This is a genomic window from Actinoplanes flavus (genome assembly GCF_017592555.1).
GTDB classification, from domain to species: Bacteria; Actinomycetota; Actinomycetes; order Mycobacteriales; family Micromonosporaceae; genus Actinoplanes; species Actinoplanes flavus.
Window position 1 is genome coordinate 182,195 of sequence record NZ_JAGFNS010000018.1, and the last position, 17,817, is coordinate 200,011.

At 69.8% G+C, this 17,817-nt stretch carries 18 protein-coding genes; 5 read left to right on the forward strand and 13 right to left on the reverse strand.

Going from position 1 to position 17,817, the window contains the following annotated elements:
- Positions 1 to 91: 91 nt before the first annotated feature.
- Genes J5X75_RS26620 through J5X75_RS26630 form a run of 3 tightly spaced genes read right to left on the reverse strand, consistent with a single transcriptional unit; the run spans position 92 to position 3,066 of the window.
- Positions 92 to 1,015, reverse strand: a complete 924-nt coding sequence (locus J5X75_RS26620) for an acyl-ACP desaturase (protein WP_208470230.1) — start codon at positions 1,013 to 1,015, stop codon at positions 92 to 94.
- Positions 1,016 to 1,057: 42 nt separating this feature from the next.
- Positions 1,058 to 2,368 carry a histidine--tRNA ligase gene (hisS, locus tag J5X75_RS26625; protein ID WP_208470231.1) on the reverse strand — a complete coding sequence of 437 codons (1,311 nt, stop codon included), beginning with the start codon at positions 2,366 to 2,368 and terminating at the stop codon, positions 1,058 to 1,060.
- 11 nt (positions 2,369 to 2,379) lie between these two features.
- Positions 2,380 to 3,066, reverse strand: coding sequence for an MBL fold metallo-hydrolase (locus tag J5X75_RS26630; RefSeq protein WP_208470232.1), 687 nt, complete (start codon positions 3,064 to 3,066; stop codon positions 2,380 to 2,382).
- 148 nt (positions 3,067 to 3,214) lie between these two features.
- On the opposite strand from J5X75_RS26630, the gene J5X75_RS26635 reads away from it, so the two are divergent.
- Both J5X75_RS26635 and J5X75_RS26640 read left to right on the forward strand, forming a co-directional pair.
- A complete protein-coding gene (locus J5X75_RS26635) occupies positions 3,215 to 4,075 on the forward strand; it encodes a peptidylprolyl isomerase (RefSeq protein WP_208470233.1) in 861 nt (286 codons plus the stop codon).
- A 38-nt stretch (positions 4,076 to 4,113) separates the two neighbouring features.
- The gene (locus tag J5X75_RS26640; RefSeq protein ID WP_208470258.1) at positions 4,114 to 4,938 is read left to right on the forward strand and encodes a peptidylprolyl isomerase; all 825 of its coding nucleotides are present in this window, start codon (positions 4,114 to 4,116) and stop codon (positions 4,936 to 4,938) included.
- Positions 4,939 to 5,001: 63 nt separating this feature from the next.
- Here J5X75_RS26640 and J5X75_RS26645 read toward each other — a convergent pair whose 3' ends face one another.
- The 8 genes from J5X75_RS26645 to ruvC all read right to left on the reverse strand — a co-directional run bounded on the left by J5X75_RS26645 (position 5,002) and on the right by ruvC (position 14,271).
- The gene (locus J5X75_RS26645; protein WP_208470234.1) at positions 5,002 to 7,413 is read right to left on the reverse strand and encodes a RelA/SpoT family protein; all 2,412 of its coding nucleotides are present in this window, start codon (positions 7,411 to 7,413) and stop codon (positions 5,002 to 5,004) included.
- Between the two features lie 177 nt (positions 7,414 to 7,590).
- A complete protein-coding gene (locus J5X75_RS26650) occupies positions 7,591 to 8,154 on the reverse strand; it encodes an adenine phosphoribosyltransferase (protein ID WP_208470235.1) in 564 nt (187 codons plus the stop codon).
- Between the two features lie 106 nt (positions 8,155 to 8,260).
- Positions 8,261 to 9,418, reverse strand: coding sequence for a protein translocase subunit SecF (secF, locus tag J5X75_RS26655; RefSeq protein ID WP_208470236.1), 1,158 nt, complete (start codon positions 9,416 to 9,418; stop codon positions 8,261 to 8,263).
- 1 nt (position 9,419) lies between these two features.
- Positions 9,420 to 11,333: a protein translocase subunit SecD gene (secD, locus tag J5X75_RS26660; protein WP_208470237.1), complete on the reverse strand. Its 1,914-nt coding sequence runs from the start codon at positions 11,331 to 11,333 to the stop codon at positions 9,420 to 9,422.
- 162 nt (positions 11,334 to 11,495) lie between these two features.
- Positions 11,496 to 11,873: a preprotein translocase subunit YajC gene (yajC, locus tag J5X75_RS26665; protein WP_307798268.1), complete on the reverse strand. Its 378-nt coding sequence runs from the start codon at positions 11,871 to 11,873 to the stop codon at positions 11,496 to 11,498.
- A gap of 148 nt (positions 11,874 to 12,021) precedes the next feature.
- On the reverse strand, positions 12,022 to 13,080 hold the full coding sequence (gene ruvB / locus J5X75_RS26670; RefSeq protein WP_208470238.1) for a Holliday junction branch migration DNA helicase RuvB: 1,059 nt from the start codon (positions 13,078 to 13,080) through the stop codon (positions 12,022 to 12,024).
- A gap of 73 nt (positions 13,081 to 13,153) precedes the next feature.
- Positions 13,154 to 13,756 carry a Holliday junction branch migration protein RuvA gene (gene ruvA / locus J5X75_RS26675; RefSeq protein ID WP_208470239.1) on the reverse strand — a complete coding sequence of 201 codons (603 nt, stop codon included), beginning with the start codon at positions 13,754 to 13,756 and terminating at the stop codon, positions 13,154 to 13,156.
- Complete coding sequence (gene ruvC / locus J5X75_RS26680; RefSeq protein WP_208470240.1) at positions 13,753 to 14,271, reverse strand: crossover junction endodeoxyribonuclease RuvC; 519 nt, start codon at positions 14,269 to 14,271, stop codon at positions 13,753 to 13,755. The genes ruvA and ruvC overlap by 4 nt, the downstream gene beginning before the upstream one ends.
- 100 nt (positions 14,272 to 14,371) lie before the next feature.
- Between ruvC and J5X75_RS26685 the strand changes: the two genes are divergently transcribed.
- Positions 14,372 to 14,890 carry a hypothetical protein gene (locus J5X75_RS26685; protein WP_208470241.1) on the forward strand — a complete coding sequence of 173 codons (519 nt, stop codon included), beginning with the start codon at positions 14,372 to 14,374 and terminating at the stop codon, positions 14,888 to 14,890.
- A gap of 48 nt (positions 14,891 to 14,938) precedes the next feature.
- On the opposite strand, the gene J5X75_RS26690 is transcribed toward J5X75_RS26685, so the two are convergent.
- Together J5X75_RS26690 and pdxT are read right to left on the reverse strand one after the other, a co-directional pair.
- Positions 14,939 to 15,691, reverse strand: coding sequence for a YebC/PmpR family DNA-binding transcriptional regulator (locus J5X75_RS26690; RefSeq protein ID WP_208470242.1), 753 nt, complete (start codon positions 15,689 to 15,691; stop codon positions 14,939 to 14,941).
- A 15-nt stretch (positions 15,692 to 15,706) separates the two neighbouring features.
- Positions 15,707 to 16,312, reverse strand: a complete 606-nt coding sequence (gene pdxT / locus J5X75_RS26695; RefSeq protein ID WP_208470243.1) for a pyridoxal 5'-phosphate synthase glutaminase subunit PdxT — start codon at positions 16,310 to 16,312, stop codon at positions 15,707 to 15,709.
- A 114-nt stretch (positions 16,313 to 16,426) separates the two neighbouring features.
- On the opposite strand from pdxT, the gene fliQ reads away from it, so the two are divergent.
- Together fliQ and pdxS are read left to right on the forward strand one after the other, a co-directional pair.
- On the forward strand, positions 16,427 to 16,696 hold the full coding sequence (fliQ, locus tag J5X75_RS26700; protein ID WP_208470015.1) for a flagellar biosynthesis protein FliQ: 270 nt from the start codon (positions 16,427 to 16,429) through the stop codon (positions 16,694 to 16,696).
- 96 nt (positions 16,697 to 16,792) lie between these two features.
- Complete coding sequence (pdxS, locus tag J5X75_RS26705; RefSeq protein ID WP_183215338.1) at positions 16,793 to 17,689, forward strand: pyridoxal 5'-phosphate synthase lyase subunit PdxS; 897 nt, start codon at positions 16,793 to 16,795, stop codon at positions 17,687 to 17,689.
- Positions 17,690 to 17,817 lie beyond the last annotated feature (128 nt).

Sequence of the window (17,817 nt, forward strand, 5' to 3'; positions counted from 1 at the left end):
TCCTCAGCAGAGCTTCGCGCTACTGTTGAGGTTAATCGGAACAAATCCGAAACAACCGCCTAATTCAGATCCGCCTCATCCGCGAGGCCGCTCAGGCGTACCGGTGGTTGCGGGCCTCTCTCCTCTGCTCGAAGCGCGCCGCCTGCGTCTCCAGCTCGCTCATCTGTGCCGCGAGTTGCTCGCGTGCCCGCTCGCCGTCACCACGCAGATCGGTACGGTCCCAGACGTTCCACTGGCGCAGCACCGGCGCCAGCACCTCGTCCCGGTGCTGGCGCAGGTCGTAGATGCCGGCCAGCGCGATGGCGACCGCCTTGCGCCCGAAGCCCGCGATGTTCGCCCCCGGCATCCGGAAATCGGCGGCCACATCGGCGACCGCCCGCATGGCCCGGTCCGGCTCCAGGTCGAAGGCCGCGCTGAGCAGGTTGCGGTAGAAGACCATGTGGAGGTTCTCGTCGGCGGCGACCCGGGCCAGCAACTGCTCGGCGATCGGGTCGCCGGTGGCCCGGCCGGTGTTGCGGTGCGAGATCCGGGTGGCGAGCTCCTGGAAGGCGACGTACGCGATGGAGTGCAGCACGTCCTCGCCGTGCCGGTTGACGTAGCCGGACTGCATGTGGTCCATCCGGGCGCGCTCCAGCTCGACCGGGTCCACGCCGCGGGTGACGGTCAGGTAGTCACGGATCGCGATGCCGTGCCGGCCCTCCTCGGCGGTCCACCGGTGCACCCAGGTGCCCCAGGCGCCGTCCCGGCCGAACAGGGTGGCGATCTCGTGGTGGTACGAGGGCAGGTTGTCCTCGGTGAGCAGGTTGACGATCAGCGCGGTACGGGCGGCGTCCGGAAGCTTCGAGTCGTCCGGACGCCACGCCTCGCCGCCGAGGAGACCGTCGAAGGTGCGGCCCTCGCTCCACGGCACGTACTCGTGCGGGAACCACTCCTTGGCGAGTGCCAGATGCCGGTCGAGGTTCGCGGCGACGACGGGCTCCAACTCCAGGAGCAGGGCGGTCTGGTCCAGCGGCATCCCCTCAAGGTAGCCGCCGGACCGTCCCGACATGACTCTAAGTCAGCGCGCGGACACGTTCGGGTGGAGGTCGCCGGGCGCCGGCTGCCAGGTCTCCGCGTCCGCCTCGACCTGCTCACCGGAGCGGATGTCCTTGACCGTGTCCGGCTCGCCGGGGAACCACACGTACGGAATCCCGCGCCGGTCGGCGAACTGGATCTGCTTGCCGAACTTCGCGGCGGTCGGCGCCACCTCGGTCGGGATCCCCCGTTTACGCAGGGCCGCCGCGATCCGGTCGCACTCGGCGCGCCGGTCGTCGCTGGGCAGGGCCACCACCACGCAGGTCGGCACCGACCGGGAGACGGTCAGCGCGTCCTGGCCGAAGAGCAGGCCGAGCAGGCGGGACACCCCGATGGAGATGCCGACGCCGGGGAAGCGGGTGTTGCCCACCGACGCCAGGTTGTCGTAGCGCCCACCGGACGTGATCGAACCGAACCGCTCGTAGCCCTCCAGCAGGGTCTCGTAGACCGTGCCGGTGTAGTAGTCCAGCCCACGGGCGATCTTGAGTTCGGCGCGGACCAAGCCGGGCGCGTGCTCGTTGGCCGTCTCCACCACCTGGAGCAGCTCGGCGAGACCCTCGTCGAGCATCGGGTCGGTGACGCCGAGAGCCCGGACCCGGTCGGCGAACCAACCGTCGGTGGCCGAGATCTCCGCGAGCCGCAGGCACTGCGCGGCCTGGGAGTCGGTGGCGCCGGCGGTCTCCACCAGGGCGGCCGCCACCTTCTCCGGGCCGATCTTGTCGAGCTTGTCGACCGTACGCAGGACCTGTGCCGTGTCCTCGAGACCGAGGCCGCGGTAGAAGCCCTCACAGATCTTGCGGTTGTTGACCAGGATGGTGGCCCGCGGGATCGGCAGCGACCGGAACACGTCCCCGATCACCAGCGGCATCTCGGTGTCGAAGTGGAACGGCAGCGTGTCCCGGTTCACCACGTCGATGTCGGCCTGGAGGAACTCGCGGTAGCGGCCCTCCTGCGGGCGCTCGCCGCGCCACACCTTCTGGATCTGGTAGCGCCGGAACGGGAACTGGAGCTTGCCGTGGTTCTCCGTGACGAACCGTGCGAACGGGACGGTCAGGTCGAAGTGCAGGCCGAGCTGGTCCTCCCGCTTGGCACCCTCCTCCTCCTGGAGGCGGTGCAGCAGGTAGACCTCCTTCGACGTCTCGCCCTTGGACAGCAGGATGTCCAGCGGCTCGACGGCGCGGGTCTCCAGGGGGGCGAAGCCGTACAGCTCGAAGGTGGACCGGATCCGGTCGAGCACCCGCTGCTCGATGATCCGCTGCGACGGCAGCCACTCGGGGAAACCGGAAATAGGCACGTCAGAATCTCCTACAGGAAGCGGCCGGGCGCGGCGATCAGATCCCGCAGGTACGGGTTCGACGCGCGCTCACGGCCGATGGTGGTGGCCGGTCCGTGGCCGGGCAGCACGACGGTCTCGTCGGCCAGCGGCAGGATCTTGTCCCGCAGGCTGGCCATCATCGTCGGGGTGCTGCCGCCCGGCAGGTCGGTGCGCCCGATGGACCCCGCGAAGAGCACGTCCCCGGAGAAGCAGATCTCCTCCGACGACTCGCCCGGCAGGCGGAACAGCACCGACCCGCCGGTATGGCCGGGTGCGTGGTCGACCGTCACCTCGACGCCCGCGAGGGTCAGGGTCGCGCCGTCGGTGAGTTCCGCGACGTCGTCGGGTTCGCTGTACGGCAGGCGGCCGCCGAACATGGCGGTCAGGTCGGCGCTCAGCCCCTTGGCCGGATCGGCGAGCATCTCCCGGTCGCCGGGGTGCACGTAGGCCGTGATGCCGCGAGCCCCGCAGACCGGCGCCACCGAGAAGGTGTGGTCCAGGTGACCGTGGGTGAGCAGCACCGCGGCCGGTGACAGCCGGTGCTCGGCGAGGATCTCCTCGAGCTGGTCCAGCACGCCGATCCCCGGATCGATGATCAGGCACTGCTCCCCCGGACCGGCGGCGACCACATAACAGTTGGTGCCGAAGGCCTGGGCCGGAAAGCCGGTGACGAGCACGAGGTCAGCCTCTCGCGGGGGTGGGTGCGAATCGTAACGAGAGTAGCCGGGCGGGCGCACGCCACTTTCTCAGGAGGTACCCGTACACTCTTGCGGGTCGTGTGGCGTGCCGCACCCCTTGACATGTACCGGGAAGGGACAGCGTTCGGTGGCTTCCAGCAAGGACCGGCAGCGCAAACTCGCGCGGGCGAAATACGAGCGGCAGCAGGCCCGCCGGGCTGAGCGCGAGCGCCGCCGTCGCCGGATCTCGGCGGGCGTCGGCGCCACTCTGGCGGTGCTCCTCATCGCCGTCGGCGGCGCCTGGATCGGTGGCGCGTTCGACAGCGAGGAGCCGGCCGACACCACCGCCTCGGACGTCTGCCTGTGGACCCCGCAGAACCCACAGACGAACCCCAACCTCAAAGAGGTCGGCACCCCGCCCACCAAGGACCTCCCCGAGGAGGGCACCGAGACGATGACGGTCACCACCGACAAGGGTGAGCCGATCGTGATGAGTCTCGACGTGGCCAGCTCCCCGTGCGCCGCGGCCAGCTTCACCTACCTGGCCGGGCGGGCCTTCTTCGACAACACCGAGTGCCACGAGCTCACCACCGAGGGCGCGCTGCGCTGCGGTGACCCGAGCGGCACCGGTCAGGGCGGGCCGACCTACAGCTACTACGACGAGAACCTTCCGGTGCGTCCGGAGCCCGCGCCCAGCGCGAGCGCCGCCCCGCCCGCGACGGTGGTCTACCCGAAGGGCACGGTCGCTGTGATCGGCAACCCCAAGGGCAGCAACGGCAGCCAGTTCCTGATCTTCCACAAGGATTTCACCCCCACCGACGAGCCGCAGTACTCGATCATCGGTCAGGTGACCGGCGGTCTCGACACGCTGGCCGCCATCGCGAAGATCCCCACGATCGACGACGCGGCTGGTAACAAGGTCAAGCCCAAGGACAAGATCACCATCAAGACGCTGACCGTCGGAGCGGCAGCCGCCAGCGCGGCCCCCTCGGCGAGCGCGCAGTCGTGACTTCTATGAAGGACGAGAGCAGCAGCATGGAGGAGACCGTGTCGTCGATCAAGGACCGGCAGCGCGCGGCGGCGCGGGCCCGGCTCGAGAAGGAGATGGCCGAGCGCTCGGCGGCCGCACGCAAGCGCCGGCAGCGCCAGGCGATCGTCGGCTCGGCAGCCGCGGTGATCCTCATCGCCGGCGCGGCGTTCTTCGTCTTCCGCGCCCTGAAGAAGGACGAGAAGACCGAGGCCGGCGGCCCGCCGGCGGGCACGGTGAACTGCACCTGGACCCCGGCCGACGAGGCCAGCGGCGGCAAGGTGAAGGACGTCGGCCTGCCGCCGGTCAACGTGCCGAACACCGGTAAGAGTGTGCTCACCTTCGACACCGGCGTGGGCCTCATCGAGGCCGACATCGATCTCTCCAAGGCCCCGTGCACCGGTGCCAGCTACAAGCACCTGGCCGCGCAGAAGTTCCTCGACAACACCAAGTGCCACCGCCTGGTGAACAAGGAGGGCTTCAAGGTGCTCCAGTGCGGTGACCCGTTCGCCACCGGCGAGGGCTACCGCGACACCGACGGTCAGGGCGGCCCGAGCTACACCATGGCCGAGGAGAACCTGCCGACCGACGCCCAGACGCCGTACCCGGCCGGCTCGATCGCGATGGCGAACACCGGCATGCCGAACAGCACCGGCAGCCAGTTCTTCATCGTCGCCGAGGACACCCAACTCCCGGCGAACTACACGCTGCTCGGCACCATCACCAAGGGCCTCGACGTCGTCCAGGACGTGGTCAAGGCCGGCGACGACGGCAAGTTCGAGCCGAACCCCGGCGGTGGTCGCCCGAAGAAGGAAGTCCTCATCAAGACGATGACGGTCTCCTGACCCGAGCTCAGCGAAAAGGGCGACCCCCGGCGGGGGTCGCCCTTTTCGCTGCTTCGGTACGGGCTACGCGCCCGACGTGACGCGGTAGGCGTCGAACACGCCGTCCACCTTGCGGACCGCCGCCACCAGGTGACCCAGGTGCTTGGGGTCGGCCATCTCGAAGGTGAAGCGGCTCACCGCCACCCGGTCGCGGGTGGTGGTGACCGTCGCGGACAGGATGTTCACCCGCTCCTCGGACAGCACCCGGGTCACGTCGGCCAGCAGCTTGTGCCGGTCCAGCGCCTCCACCTGGATGGCCACCAGGAAGGTTGACGCCGACGTCGGCTTCCAGCTGACCTCGACCATCCGCTCGGCCTGCTCGCGCAGGTCCTCGGCGTTGGCGCAGTCCTCCCGGTGCACGCTCACGCCGCCGGAGCGGGTGACGAAGCCGAACACCGCGTCGCCGGGCACCGGGGTGCAGCAGCGGGCCAGTTTCACCCAGACGTCCGAGACGCCCTTCACCACGACGCCCGGATCCTGCGCGGAGCTGCGGTTGCGCGGCGGCCGGGTGGCGACGGCGGTCTCGGCGATGTCCTCGACCGCGCCCTCCTCGCCGCCGAAGCCGGCGACCAGCTTCTGGACGACCGACTGGGCGGAGACGGTGCTCTCACCGACCGCGGCGTACAGCGAGGCCACGTCGGCCAGGTGCAGGTCGCGGGCGATGGTCATGAGGTTCTCGCTGGTCAGCATGCGCTGCAGGGGCAGGCCCTGCTTGCGCATCGCCTTGACGATCGCCTCCTTGCCGTCCTCGATCGCCTCCTCGCGCCGCTCCTTGTTGAAGTACTGCCGGATCTTGGTCCGGGCGCGCGGGCTCTTCACGAAGCCGAGCCAGTCCTGCGTGGGGCCGGCCGTGGCGGACTTGGACGTGAAGATCTCGATCACGTCGCCGTTCGACAGCGGGGACTCCAGCGGCACCAGCTTGCCGTTGACCCGGGCGCCGATGCACTTGTGCCCGACCTCGGTGTGCACCGCGTAGGCGAAGTCGACCGGCGTGGACCCGGTCGGCAGCGGGATCACGTCGCCCTTCGGCGTGAAGACGTAGACCTCCTGGCTGGAGAGGTCGAACCGCAGCGCGTCCAGGAACTCGGACGGGTCGCTCGCCTCGCGCTGCCAGTCGAGCAGCTGCCGCAGCCAGGTCATCTCGTCGATGTGCGCCGGCGGGCCGACGATCGTCGCGCCCTTCTGCTCTTTGTACTTCCAGTGGGCGGCGATACCGAACTCCGCCGTCCGGTGCATGGCGAAGGTGCGGATCTGCATCTCGACCGGCTTGCCGGTCGGGCCGATGACCGTCGTGTGCAACGACTGGTACATGTTGAACTTCGGCATCGCGATGTAGTCCTTGAACCGGCCCGGCACGGGCTGCCAGTTCGCGTGGATGACGCCCAGCGCGGCATAGCAGTCGCGGACCGTGTCGACCAGGATGCGGACGCCGACCAGATCGTAGATGTCGTTGAAGTCGCGGCCCCGGACGATCATCTTCTGGTAGATCGAGTACAGGTGCTTGGGGCGGCCGGTCACCTCGGCCTTGATCTTCGCCGACTTCAGGTCCAGCTGGACCCGGTTGGTCACCTGGCGCAGCAGCGCCTCACGCTGCGGCTGGTGCTCCCCGATCAGGCGGTTGATCTCCTCGAACCGCTTGGGGAACAGGGTGCCGAAGGCCAGGTCCTCCAGCTCCCACTTGATCGTGTTCATACCGAGGCGGTGTGCCAGCGGGGCCAGGATCTCCAGCGTCTCCTTGGCCTTCTGCTCCTGCTTGGCGCGGGGCAGGAAGGTCAGGGTGCGCATGTTGTGCAGCCGGTCGGCCAGCTTGATCACGAGCACCCGCGGGTCCTTGGCCATCGCCACGACCATCTTGCGGATCGTCTCGGCCTTGGCCGCGTCACCGAGCTTGACCCGGTCGAGTTTCGTCACGCCGTCGACCAGCAGCGCCACCTCGGCGCCGAAGTCGTTGCGCATGTTCTCCAGCGAGTAGTCGGTGTCCTCGATGGTGTCGTGCAGCAGGGCGGCCACCAGCGTCGTGGTGTCCATGCCCAGGTTGGCCAGGATCGTCGCCACGGCCAGCGGATGCGTGATGTAGGGATCGCCGGACTTGCGGTACTGGCCGGAGTGCCAGCGGGCCGCGACGTCGAACGCCTTCTGCAGCGCCCGGGCGTCCGCCTTCGGGTGGCTGGCCCGGTGGGTCGCGATCAGCGGCTCGAGGACCTCGCTGACCTGCGTGCTCTGCCAGGGGGCGTTGAAGCGGGCCAGACGGGCCCGCACCCGCCGCCCGGTGGGAGCGCTGGCCAGGCCGAACCCGCTACCTGGCTCGTCCACGGGTGACAGCGGCTGGGTGTTCTCCAGATCGCCGCCAGCGATCTTGTCGCCGGGCGTAGCATCGCCCGAATTCTGGGTCGGTTGCACCGTGCCCTCCGCCGGAGGGGCGACGTCGCTGGACACCGGCCTCCTCACCAAATCGCCGAGATCCAAAGGTTCGCCAGCATCCAAAGGTTTGCCGGGATCAAAACCAGGGTTGGTCACCTTGGAACGCCCATCCTACCCGCACCGCCCTACCCATTACCCCGGCCGAACCTACGAATAAGCAGGTCTGACCGGGCGAAGAACATCGAAGCAGGATCAAACGGTCAACAGAGCGTGTACCTTACGCGGGCTGAGCCGATCCCGGCCGTTCAGGAAGGCCAGCTCCATCAGCACGGTGAAGCCGGTGAGCACGCCGCCGGCCCGCTCGACCAGATCCATGGTCGCGGCCGCCGTGCCGCCGGTGGCGAGCACGTCGTCGACCACCAGGACGCGCTGTCCGGCCACGAACGCGTCCTCGCTGACCTCCAGCGTGGCCTCGCCGTACTCCAGCGCGTAGGAGGCGGAGAAGCCCGGCCGGGGCAGCTTGCCGGCCTTGCGGACCGGGACGACACCGACCCCGGTCGCGTACGCGATCGCCGCCGCGACCACGAAGCCGCGCGCCTCGACGCCCGCCACCACGTCGAACGAGCCGGCCCCGTAGTGGGTCACGATCCCGTCGACGACCCGCCGGAACCTCGGGCCGTCGCCGAAGAACGGCATCAGGTCCTTGAAGACGATCCCCGGCTTGGGGAAGTCCCGCACATCGACCGCGCCGCCGGCCACCAGCGCCGCCAACTCGGGTCCGCTGTCACCGGTCACCGGTGGGATCTCGCTACTCACGGCGGACAGCTTAGCGTCTGCCGCGGACCGGACGGCCGGCCGAAACCGGCGCGGACGAAACGGCCCGCCACCGGAGGGTGGCGGGCCGTTCCTTCACCGATCCACGTCAGCGGCGCTTGGTCCCCGGACGGTTGGAGCCGCCCCGCTTCTGCGCGGTACGGGCGCCGGGCCGCGGGGTGCTGGTGCCGGCCAGCACCGACACCTCGTCGCCCTCGGCGGCGCCGGCCGAGCGGGACCGCTCGCCACGGGCCACGTCGTCCGACCGCTGCGCCCGGCGGGCCAGCACCCGGGCGTTGTGCGCCTTGATCTTCGGATCCCGGTCCTTGAGCCAGCTCAGCACCGGAGCGGCGAACAGGATCGAGGAGAGGACGCCGACGCCCATACCGACGAAGAGCACCAGGCCCAGGTCCTTGAGCGTGCCGGCGCCGAGCAGGCCGGCGCCGATGAAGAGCACGCCGCCGACCGGCAGCAGCGCCACCAGGCCGGTGTTCAGCGAACGCATCAGGGTCTGGTTCACCGCGAGGTTGGTGGCCTCGGCGTACGTCCGGGTGCTGCCCCCCGTGATGCCGCGGGTGTTCTCCTGGACCTTGTCGAACACCACCACCACGTCGTAGAGCGAGTAACCGAGGATCGTCAGGAAGCCAATCACGGTGTACGGCGTGAGCTCGAACTGGACCAGCGAGTAGACGCCGGCCGTGAAGATCAGGTCGAACAGCAGCGAGGTGAGCGCCGCCACCGCCATCCGCCACTCGAAGCGGACCACCAGGTACGCCGAGACCAGCACCAGGAAGATCACCAGGCCGAGCATCGCCTTGTCGATGACCGCCCCGCCCCAGGCCGAGGAGACCTGCTGGTCACTGATGTCGGTCACCTCGATGCCGAGGTCGTCGGCGAGCGCGGTCTTGGCCTCGGCCATCTCGGTGGCGGAGAGCTCGGAGGTGCGGATCTTGTAGTTGGCGTCGGCCCCGTCGCCGACCTGCTGCGCCGCGTTGATCTGCGCTTCCGGGTCCACCTCGTGAACCGCGGTCTCCACCGCCTGCTGGACCTCCGACTGCTCGAAGGTCTTCCCGTCCACCTGCGCCGGGACGCTGAACTCGCTGCCACCGGCGAACTCGATGCCCAGGTGGAAACGGTTGATCGCGAAGCTGCCGATGGCGATCGCCACGAGCGCCGCCGCGATGGTGAACCACATCTTGCGGCGGCCCACGATGTTGAGGTTCGCCTCGCCCTGGTACAGGCGGGTCGCGAAACCGGATCGGGCCATGTCAGGCCTCCTTCACGCGCGAGGAGCCGGACTCCTCGGTCGGGCTGCTGCGGCGCAGGGCACGGCCGAGGCCGCTGACCCTGGGCGACATGAACGCACTGGTGCTGGCGAGAAGCGACATGATCGGGTGCCGGAAGAGGAACACCACCAGCAGGTCGAGCACCGTCGAGAGGCCGAGCGCGAAGGCGAGACCCTGCACCTGACCGATCGACACGATGTAGAGAACCACGGCACACATGATCGTGATGGCGTTCGCCGAGATGATCGTGCGCTTGGCCCGCTGCCACGCCCGCGGAACCGCGCTGCGCGGGCTCCGGCCCTCGTGGATCTCGTCCTTGAGACGTTCGAAGTAGATGACGAACGAGTCCGCCGCGACACCCAGCGAGACGATGAAGCCGACGATGCCGGCCAGCGTCAGGGTGAAGCCGATCGAGCGGCCCAGGAAGACCAGGGCGCCGAAGGTGAGCAGGGCGGAGAGGCCCAGGCTCAGGAAGATCACCAGGCCGAGCATCCGGTAGTAGAAGAACGCGTAGATCGCGACCAGGCCGAGGCCGATCGCCGCGGCCAGCAGACCCGCCTTCAGCTGCTGGTCACCGACGGTCGCCGAGACGGTCTGCGCCGGGCCGGCGTCGAAGGTCACCGGGATGGCGCCGAAGTTCAGCTGGTCGGCGAGCTTCTTGGCGCTGGCCCCGTTGAAGTCACCGGTGATCTGCGACTGGCCGGTGAGCACACCCTGGATCTGCGGCGCGGAGATGATCTCCTTGTCCAGGACCACGGCCACCGCGCAGTGGTCGGCGTCGGCGTACATCGAGGTGACCGCGACGTAGCAGGGGTCGCTGGTGCTCGCCTCGTACGCCTTCTTGGTGAGGGCGGTCCACTTCTTCTGGCCCTCGCTCTTGAAGTCGAGCGAGACCACCCACTGGTTCTGCTGGGTGTCGAGCTGCGGGCTGGCCGTGTCGATGTCGTCGCCGACGACCTCGGCCTTGTCCAGCATCACCTTGTAGACGCCCTGCTGGCAGGCGACGACCTCGCTGTCGACGGCGTCGATCGAGCCGTTGGGCCGCGCGTTCAGCTGCTGGCAGCTGATCGTCGGGACGTTGAACTGCATCTGCGGGCTGAGCGCGGCCACCTCGGCGCCGCTCAGCTCGGAGAACGCCTTGAACGGCAGGCCGGCCTTGGGGTCGGTGCTGAGGTCCACCGGCGCGGTCAGCTTCTCGGCCGCGGCCCAGGCGTCGGCGCCGACCTTCTTCTTGATGGCCTCGCGCTGCTCCTTGACGTCCGTGCTGACCGGGGCCGGCGCCGCGGCGGACGCGGAGGCCGACGGGGTCGCGGACGGCGTGGCCGACGGCGTGGCGCTCGGGCTGGGCGCGGCCGCGCCACCGCCCTGACCACCGGTCGACGGGGTGGCCGACGGCTTCGCGTCGCCGGCCTTCGGGGCCGGGGCGCTGCTGCCGCTGGCCGACGGCGACGGGGCGGCGCTGCCGCTGGCCGACGCGCTCGGCGTCGGGCTCGGCGGGTTGAGGGCGACCGACGAGACGTCCCCGGTCACGCCGGTGACCAGGCGGAACCGCATGTTCGCGGCCTGCTCCAGGCCCTTGAGCTGCTCGTCGGCCTTACCGGCGAGGGAGACGACGATGGTGTTGTTGCCCTGGATGACCACCTCGGCCTCGGAGACACCGAGGGCGTCGACCCGGCTCTGGATGATCTCGCGGGCCAGCTCCATGTCCTCCGGGCTCGGCGGGGCGCCCTGCTGGGAGGCGATGTAGGTGGCCTGCGTGCCACCGATCAGGTCCAGGCCGAGTTTCGGCTCGAGCCGCTTCTTCCAGCTGCCCTCCGCGCCGGCGGCGAAGAAGACGCACAGATACAGGACGACGAAGACCAGACCGAGCACGCCTAGCTGGCGTCCGGGATGCATCTGTCCCTGTGGTGGTCGTGCCACGGCGTTAGGTCTCCCTGTGTTTCGGCCGCGCGACGGCGCGGCGCTCTTGTCTGTGACCGGCCGTCGACGGTCGAACGGCGGGCGAACGCGCCGGGCCGGGAGCGTCACCCCGGACCGGCGCGATGGGCGTGCTTCGGGTCAGTCCTGCTTGCGCGTCTCGGTGACGGGGCTCTCCGGCTCGTCCGCGACCGGTGGGGCCTCGTCGGGCTCGGGGATGGCCTCGCCCGCCTTCTGAACGACCCGGGCGATCGCGGGACGCGCGAACCGGACCTCGACGCCCGGCGCGATCTCGAGCACGACCTGGTCGTCGGCGATCCCGGTGACGGTGCCGTGCAGGCCGCCGATGGTGACGATCTCGTCGCCCGGGGCGAGCGAGTTCTGCATGTCCGCCGCTTCCCGGCGCCGCTTCTGCTGCGGACGGATCATGACGAAATACATGAACCCGAAGAGCAGGACGAGGATCAGCAGAAACGAGAAATTGCCGCCACCGCTCGCTGGGTCAGCTGCGTTGAGCACCTAGAAAGCCTTCCGTCAGCCGCCGGCGCATCGTGGGCGGGCGCCGGTGGCGATATGCAGAGAGTTCGGTTGGAACGGCGGCGAGTCTAATCGGTCAACCTTGAGATAACGAATGCGGCACACGTCACGTTCGCATCACGAGGCAGAATCAGGCTTCCCGGGCGAACAGGTCACCCTGGAACACGCCCGGGCGACCGTCGGCGGGTGGCGTTTTGCCCAGATGTGCCCAGCCCGCCTCGGTGGCGACCCGGCCCCTCGGCGTCCGGGCGAGCAAACCCGCCCGGACCAGGAACGGCTCGCACACCTCCTCGACCGTGTCGCTCTGCTCGCCCACCGCGACGGCGAGCGTCGACAGGCCGACCGGGCCGCCCTTGAACGACTCGATCAGCGCCCGCAGCACCGCCCGGTCCAGCCGGTCCAGTCCCAGGGCGTCGACGTCGTACACCTGGAGGGCCGCCTTCGACACCTCCTCGGTGATCACGCCGTCCGCCCGCACCTCGGCGAAGTCCCGGACCCGGCGCAGCAGCCGGTTCGCGATACGCGGCGTGCCCCGGGACCGGCGGGCGATCTCCGCCGACCCCTCCGGCGTGATCCGCACCCCGAGGATCCGGGCCGAGCGGTGCAGCAGCGCGTCCAGGTCCTGGTGCGAGTAGAAGTCGAGATGCGCCACGAAACCGAACCGGTCACGCATCGGCCCGGACAGCAGACCGGCCCGGGTGGTCGCGCCGACCAGGGTGAACGGCTCCACGTCCAGCGGGATCGCGGTGGCGCCCGGGCCCTTGCCGACCACCACGTCGACCCGGAAGTCCTCCATGGCGCTGTAGAGCAGCTCCTCGGCCGGCTTCGCGATCCGGTGGATCTCGTCGATGAAGAGCACGTCGCCCGGGCCCAGCCCGGTCAGGATGGCGGCCAGGTCACCGGACCGCTCGATCACCGGGCCGCTGGTGGTCCGGATGCCGGTGCCCAGCTCGGCGGCCACGATGTTGGCCAGGGTGGTCTTGCCCAGGCCGGGCGGGCCGGACAGCAGGATGTGGTCGGGCGGCGTGCCCCGGCCCATCGACGCCTTCAGCAGCAGCTCCAGCTGGTCGCGGACCCGGTGCTGCGCGATGAAGTCGGCCAGCCGGCGGGGCCGGACGCTGGCCTCGGCGTCCAGCTCCTCGTCGAAGGCGTCCGGCGACACGAGACCGTCACCCTCCGGGAAGGTCATCGCGCCACCTCCGCTGCGCTCCGGCGTCGCGACGACCTTTGAACCGTGCTCATGGATTCGGTCGCAAGCTCGCTCATCGGGTCTTACCCAGCAGCCGGATGGCCTGGCGCAGCAGCACCGGGACCGGGGGCGTCTCGCCGTCGATCGTCTCGGCGACCGCGGCCACCGCCTGATCGGCCTGCCCCGCCGTCCAGCCGAGCGCCAGCACACCCTGGCGGACCTGCTCCTGCCAGGCGCCGTTGAGCAGGCCGGACGAGCCGGCGCCGGCCAGACCGACCGGGCCGATCTTGTCCTTGAGCTCGACGATCATCTTCTCCGCGCCGCGCTTGCCGATGCCCGGGACGGCGGTCAGGACCGCCACGTCGCCACCGGACAGCGCACGGCGTACGACATCGGGTTGATGGACGGCGAGCACCGCCTGCGCGATCCGCGGACCGACGCCGTTGGCCGTCAGGAGCAGCTCGAAGAGCTGTTTCTCGTCCTCGTCGGCGAAGCCGAAGAGGGTGAGCGAGTCCTCCCGGACGATGAGCGTGGTGGCGAGCCGCGCCTCGGCGCCGGTGCGCAGCCCGGCGAGCGTGCCCGGCGTGCAGAGCACGCGCATGCCGACACCGCCCACCTCGACCACGGCGCTGTCGGGGAGGATCGCGGTGACCACACCGCGCACGCTGGCGATCATCGGTTGCTCCTGCGGGCTGCTGCGGCCTCGATCTTCGCACGGGTGCCCCCGCGCCAGATGTGGCAGATGGCGATGGCGATGGCGTCGGCCGCGTCGGCCGGCTTCGGTGGCGCGGCCAGTCTCAGCAATCGGGTCACCATGGCGGTGACCTGGGCCTTGTCGGCCGTGCCGGAGCCGGTGACGGCCGCCTTCACCTCGCTCGGGGTGTAGGTCTGCACCGGCAGCCCGGCCCGCGCCCCGGCCAGGATCGCGACCCCGCTGGCCTGCGCCGTGCCCATCACGGTCCGTGCGTTGTGCTGGGAGAACACGCGCTCGACGGCGACGCTGTCCGGCTGGTACTGCTCGACCAGGCCGGCCAGCGCTCGGTCCAGGTGCAGCAGGCGGTGGGCGATGTCCTCGTCCGGTTCGCTGCGGACCACCTGGTAGGCGATCAGTTTCCCGAGCCGTCCCGGCACGCCTTCGACGACGCCGACGCCGCATCTCGTCAGCCCCGGATCGATGCCGAGCACGCGCACAGACTGCCTCCCCCTCGCGTACGTGTGTTCGACACCCTAATACCCGGGCCACTTGCGGCCGCCGCCGACACGCCTCGACGATGGGGACGGGAGGGCCGCTATGCACCTCATTCCACCGATGGACGACGAGCCACCGCCGGAGTACGTCGCCTTCGTCACGCTGCACGCCCCCGACCTGCGCGCCGAGGCGTTCCGCCTGGTCGGTGGCGCGCCGGTGTTCGAGGAGATCTATCTGGCCGTGCTCACCGACCTGGCCGGGCACTGGCGCCGCCTGCGCTGGCTGCGCCGGACCGGCGGCTACGTGCGCAAGCGCCTGCGGGCACGGGCCGGGCAGTGGCGCGAGGACCAGGTCTACGAGGTCGAGGTGCGTGTGTTGCGCCCTCCGGAGCCGGTGGTCGCGCCGGCCCGGTCCGGTGGCAGCCTGGCGCTGCGCAAGGCCGCGGTCATCGAGGGTACGGCGAGAGCGTCCCTGGACGCGCTGGCCGACGCCGAGATCGCCTGGGTGCACGCCAGCCTGCGCAGCCGGCTGCGCCGCACGCTCGGTTACGCGTTCGGCAGTCTCCTGCTGGTGCTCGGCCTGATCCAGTTCATGGCCTCGCTGAGCACCGATCCGCTGTAGAGACGCCGGAAGGCCGGCCCGACCGGACCGGCCTCCCGCAGCGCACGCTCACGCGTCGATGGTCGCCATGATCTCGTCGGAGATGTCGGCGTTGGAGTAGATGTTCTGCACGTCGTCGCAGTCCTCCAGGGCGTCGACGAGCTTGAGCACCTTGCGGGCGCCGTCCTCGTCCAGCTCCACCGTCATGGTCGGGACCAGGGAGGACTCGGCCGAGTCGTACTCGATGCCGGCGGCCTGGAGCGCCGTGCGCACCGCGATCAGGTCGCCCGGCTCGCTGACCACCTCGAACTCCTCGCCGAGGTCGTTGATCTCCTCGGCGCCCGCCTCGAGCACGGCGAGCATGATGTCGTCCTCGGTCAGCTCACCCTTCGGGACGATCACCACGCCCTTGCGGTTGAACATGTACGACACCGAACCCGCGTCGGCGAAGGAGCCGTTGTTGCGGGTCAGCCGGGTGCGCACCTCGGTGGCCGCCCGGTTGCGGTTGTCGGTGAGGCACTCGATCAGGATGGCGACGCCGTTCGCGCCGTACCCCTCGTACATGATCGTCTGCCAGTCGGCGCCGCCCGCCTCGAGGCCGGAGCCCCGCTTCACCGCGCGGTCGATGTTGTCGTTCGGAACCGACGACTTCTTCGCCTTCTGGATGGCGTCGTAGAGGGTGGGGTTACCGGCCGGGTCGCCACCACCGGTCCGGGCCGCGACCTCGATGTTCTTGATCAGCTTGGCGAACATCTTGCCGCGCTTGGCGTCGATGACGGCCTTCTTGTGCTTGGTCGTCGCCCACTTGGAGTGGCCGGACATGCGTAACCTCCGTGTCTACCGTACGGGTGCGGCCTGGCGGACCATCTCGACGAAGTACCGGTGGACACGAAGGTCGCCGGTCAGCTCCGGGTGGAAAGCCGTGGCGAGCAGGTTCCCCTGCCGAACTGCCACGATCCTACCGGCGGCGGCCCCTTCGGCCACGCGCCCCAGCACCCGCACGTCGCCGCCGGTCTCCTCGACCCACGGGGCGCGGATGAAGACCGCGTGGAACGGGCCGCCCTCGATGCCGTCGATCTCCACCGATGCCTCGAACGAGTCGACCTGCCGACCGAACGCGTTGCGCCGGACGGTCATGTCGATGCCGTGGAAGGACTCCTGGTCCGGGCGGCCGTCCAGCACGGTCCGGGCCAGCATGATCATGCCGGCGCAGGAGCCGTACACCGGCATGCCGTCGGCGATCCGCTTGCGAATCGGGTCGAGCAGCCCGAAGGCGACCGCCAGCTTGCTGATCGCGGTCGACTCGCCGCCGGGGATCACCAGTCCGTCGACGCCGTCGAGCTCCTCCGGCCGGCGGACCGGCCGGGCCAGGACGTCCGACTCGGCCAGCGCGGCCAGATGTTCGCGTACGTCGCCTTGCAGGGCCAGCACTCCGATGTTCACGGCCCCACAATAGGCGCGACCGGAACCGGGTCCACTTGAGGAGTCAACCGGACGGCAACCGAGCGGCCCCCACCCCGCACTCCACGGTTCCCGCCGGCGCCCGAACTGATGGGCATGACGGACACGATGGTGGTTGAGCTCGCGATGCAGGCCCTGACGATCGCGGCGAAGATGGCGGCGCCGGTGCTCCTGACCGCGCTCGTGGTCGGCTTCGCCATCTCGCTGTTCCAGTCGGTCACCCAGATCCAGGAGGCCACCCTCTCCTTCGTCCCGAAGGCGGTGGCGATCGGCGCGGCCCTGCTGCTGGCCGGCAACTGGATGCTCCACGAGATGATGACCTACACCACCCAGCTCTTCGAGAAGGTGCCCAGCCTGCTCGCGTAAAGCAGGCCACCGGGGAGCCGATTGGCTATCGGAGCACGTACTGCGCGTTCGTAGTATCCCGTTCATCCGATAACCCGCACGAGGAGCCGAATCCCCATGTCTGAGAACCAGCCCGCCGTCGGAACCGCCCGCGTCAAGCGCGGCATGGCGGAGATGCTCAAGGGCGGTGTGATCATGGACGTGGTCAACGCCGAGCAGGCGAAGATCGCCGAGGACGCGGGCGCCGTCGCGGTCATGGCGCTGGAGCGGGTGCCGGCCGACATCCGCGCCCAGGGTGGCATCTCCCGCATGTCCGACCCCGACATGATCGAGGGGATCATCGGCGCGGTCTCCATCCCGGTGATGGCCAAGGCCCGCATCGGCCACTTCGTCGAGGCCCAGGTGCTCCAGGCGCTCGGCGTCGACTACGTCGACGAGTCCGAGGTGCTCTCCCCGGCCGACTTCGCCAACCACATCGACAAGTGGCAGTTCACCGTGCCGTTCGTCTGCGGGGCCACCAACCTGGGCGAGGCGCTGCGCCGGATCACCGAGGGCGCCGCCATGATCCGGTCGAAGGGCGAGGCCGGCACCGGTGACGTCTCCAACGCCACCACCCACATGCGCAAGATCCGTGCCGAGATCCGCCGGCTGCAGACCCTGCCCGAGGACGAGCTGTACGTCGCCGCCAAGGAGCTCCAGGCGCCGTACGAGCTGGTCAAGGAGGTCGCCGAGCTGGGCAAGCTCCCGGTCGTGCTGTTCACCGCGGGCGGCATCGCGACCCCCGCCGACGCGGCCATGATGATGCAGCTCGGCGCCGAGGGCGTCTTCGTCGGCTCCGGCATCTTCAAGTCCGGCAACCCGGCCCAGCGCGCCGCCGCCATCGTGAAGGCCACCACCTTCCACGACGACCCGGACGTGATCGCCAAGGTCTCCCGCGGCCTGGGCGAGGCCATGGTCGGCATCAACGTCGAGGACGAGCCGGTCCCCCACCGCCTCTCCGAGCGCGGCTGGTGACTGAGCTAGCTTTGCTCCGCTTCGCTCCGCGGCAAAACGCCTTGTAACCGGTGACGAGGCAGGTGATTTCCCGCCGCCAGCAAACCCCGCTGGCGTCGGCAAATCACTTGCCTCGTCACCGGCGGCGT

What these genes read in the sequence shown, in the direction of transcription:
- J5X75_RS26690 (WP_208470242.1), bottom strand. Translation starts at nt 15,691, where the DNA reads ATGTCCGGCCACTCCAAGTGGGCGACGACCAAGCACAAGAAGGCCGTC.
- pdxS (WP_183215338.1), top strand. Translation starts at nt 16,793, where the DNA reads ATGTCTGAGAACCAGCCCGCCGTCGGAACCGCCCGCGTCAAGCGCGGC.
- fliQ (WP_208470015.1), top strand. Translation starts at nt 16,427, where the DNA reads ATGACGGACACGATGGTGGTTGAGCTCGCGATGCAGGCCCTGACGATC.
- secF (WP_208470236.1), bottom strand. Translation starts at nt 9,418, where the DNA reads ATGGCCCGATCCGGTTTCGCGACCCGCCTGTACCAGGGCGAGGCGAAC.
- J5X75_RS26685 (WP_208470241.1), top strand. Translation starts at nt 14,372, where the DNA reads ATGCACCTCATTCCACCGATGGACGACGAGCCACCGCCGGAGTACGTC.
- J5X75_RS26620 (WP_208470230.1), bottom strand. Translation starts at nt 1,015, where the DNA reads ATGCCGCTGGACCAGACCGCCCTGCTCCTGGAGTTGGAGCCCGTCGTC.
- ruvA (WP_208470239.1), bottom strand. Translation starts at nt 13,756, where the DNA reads ATGATCGCCAGCGTGCGCGGTGTGGTCACCGCGATCCTCCCCGACAGC.
- secD (WP_208470237.1), bottom strand. Translation starts at nt 11,333, where the DNA reads ATGCATCCCGGACGCCAGCTAGGCGTGCTCGGTCTGGTCTTCGTCGTC.
- ruvB (WP_208470238.1), bottom strand. Translation starts at nt 13,080, where the DNA reads ATGACCTTCCCGGAGGGTGACGGTCTCGTGTCGCCGGACGCCTTCGAC.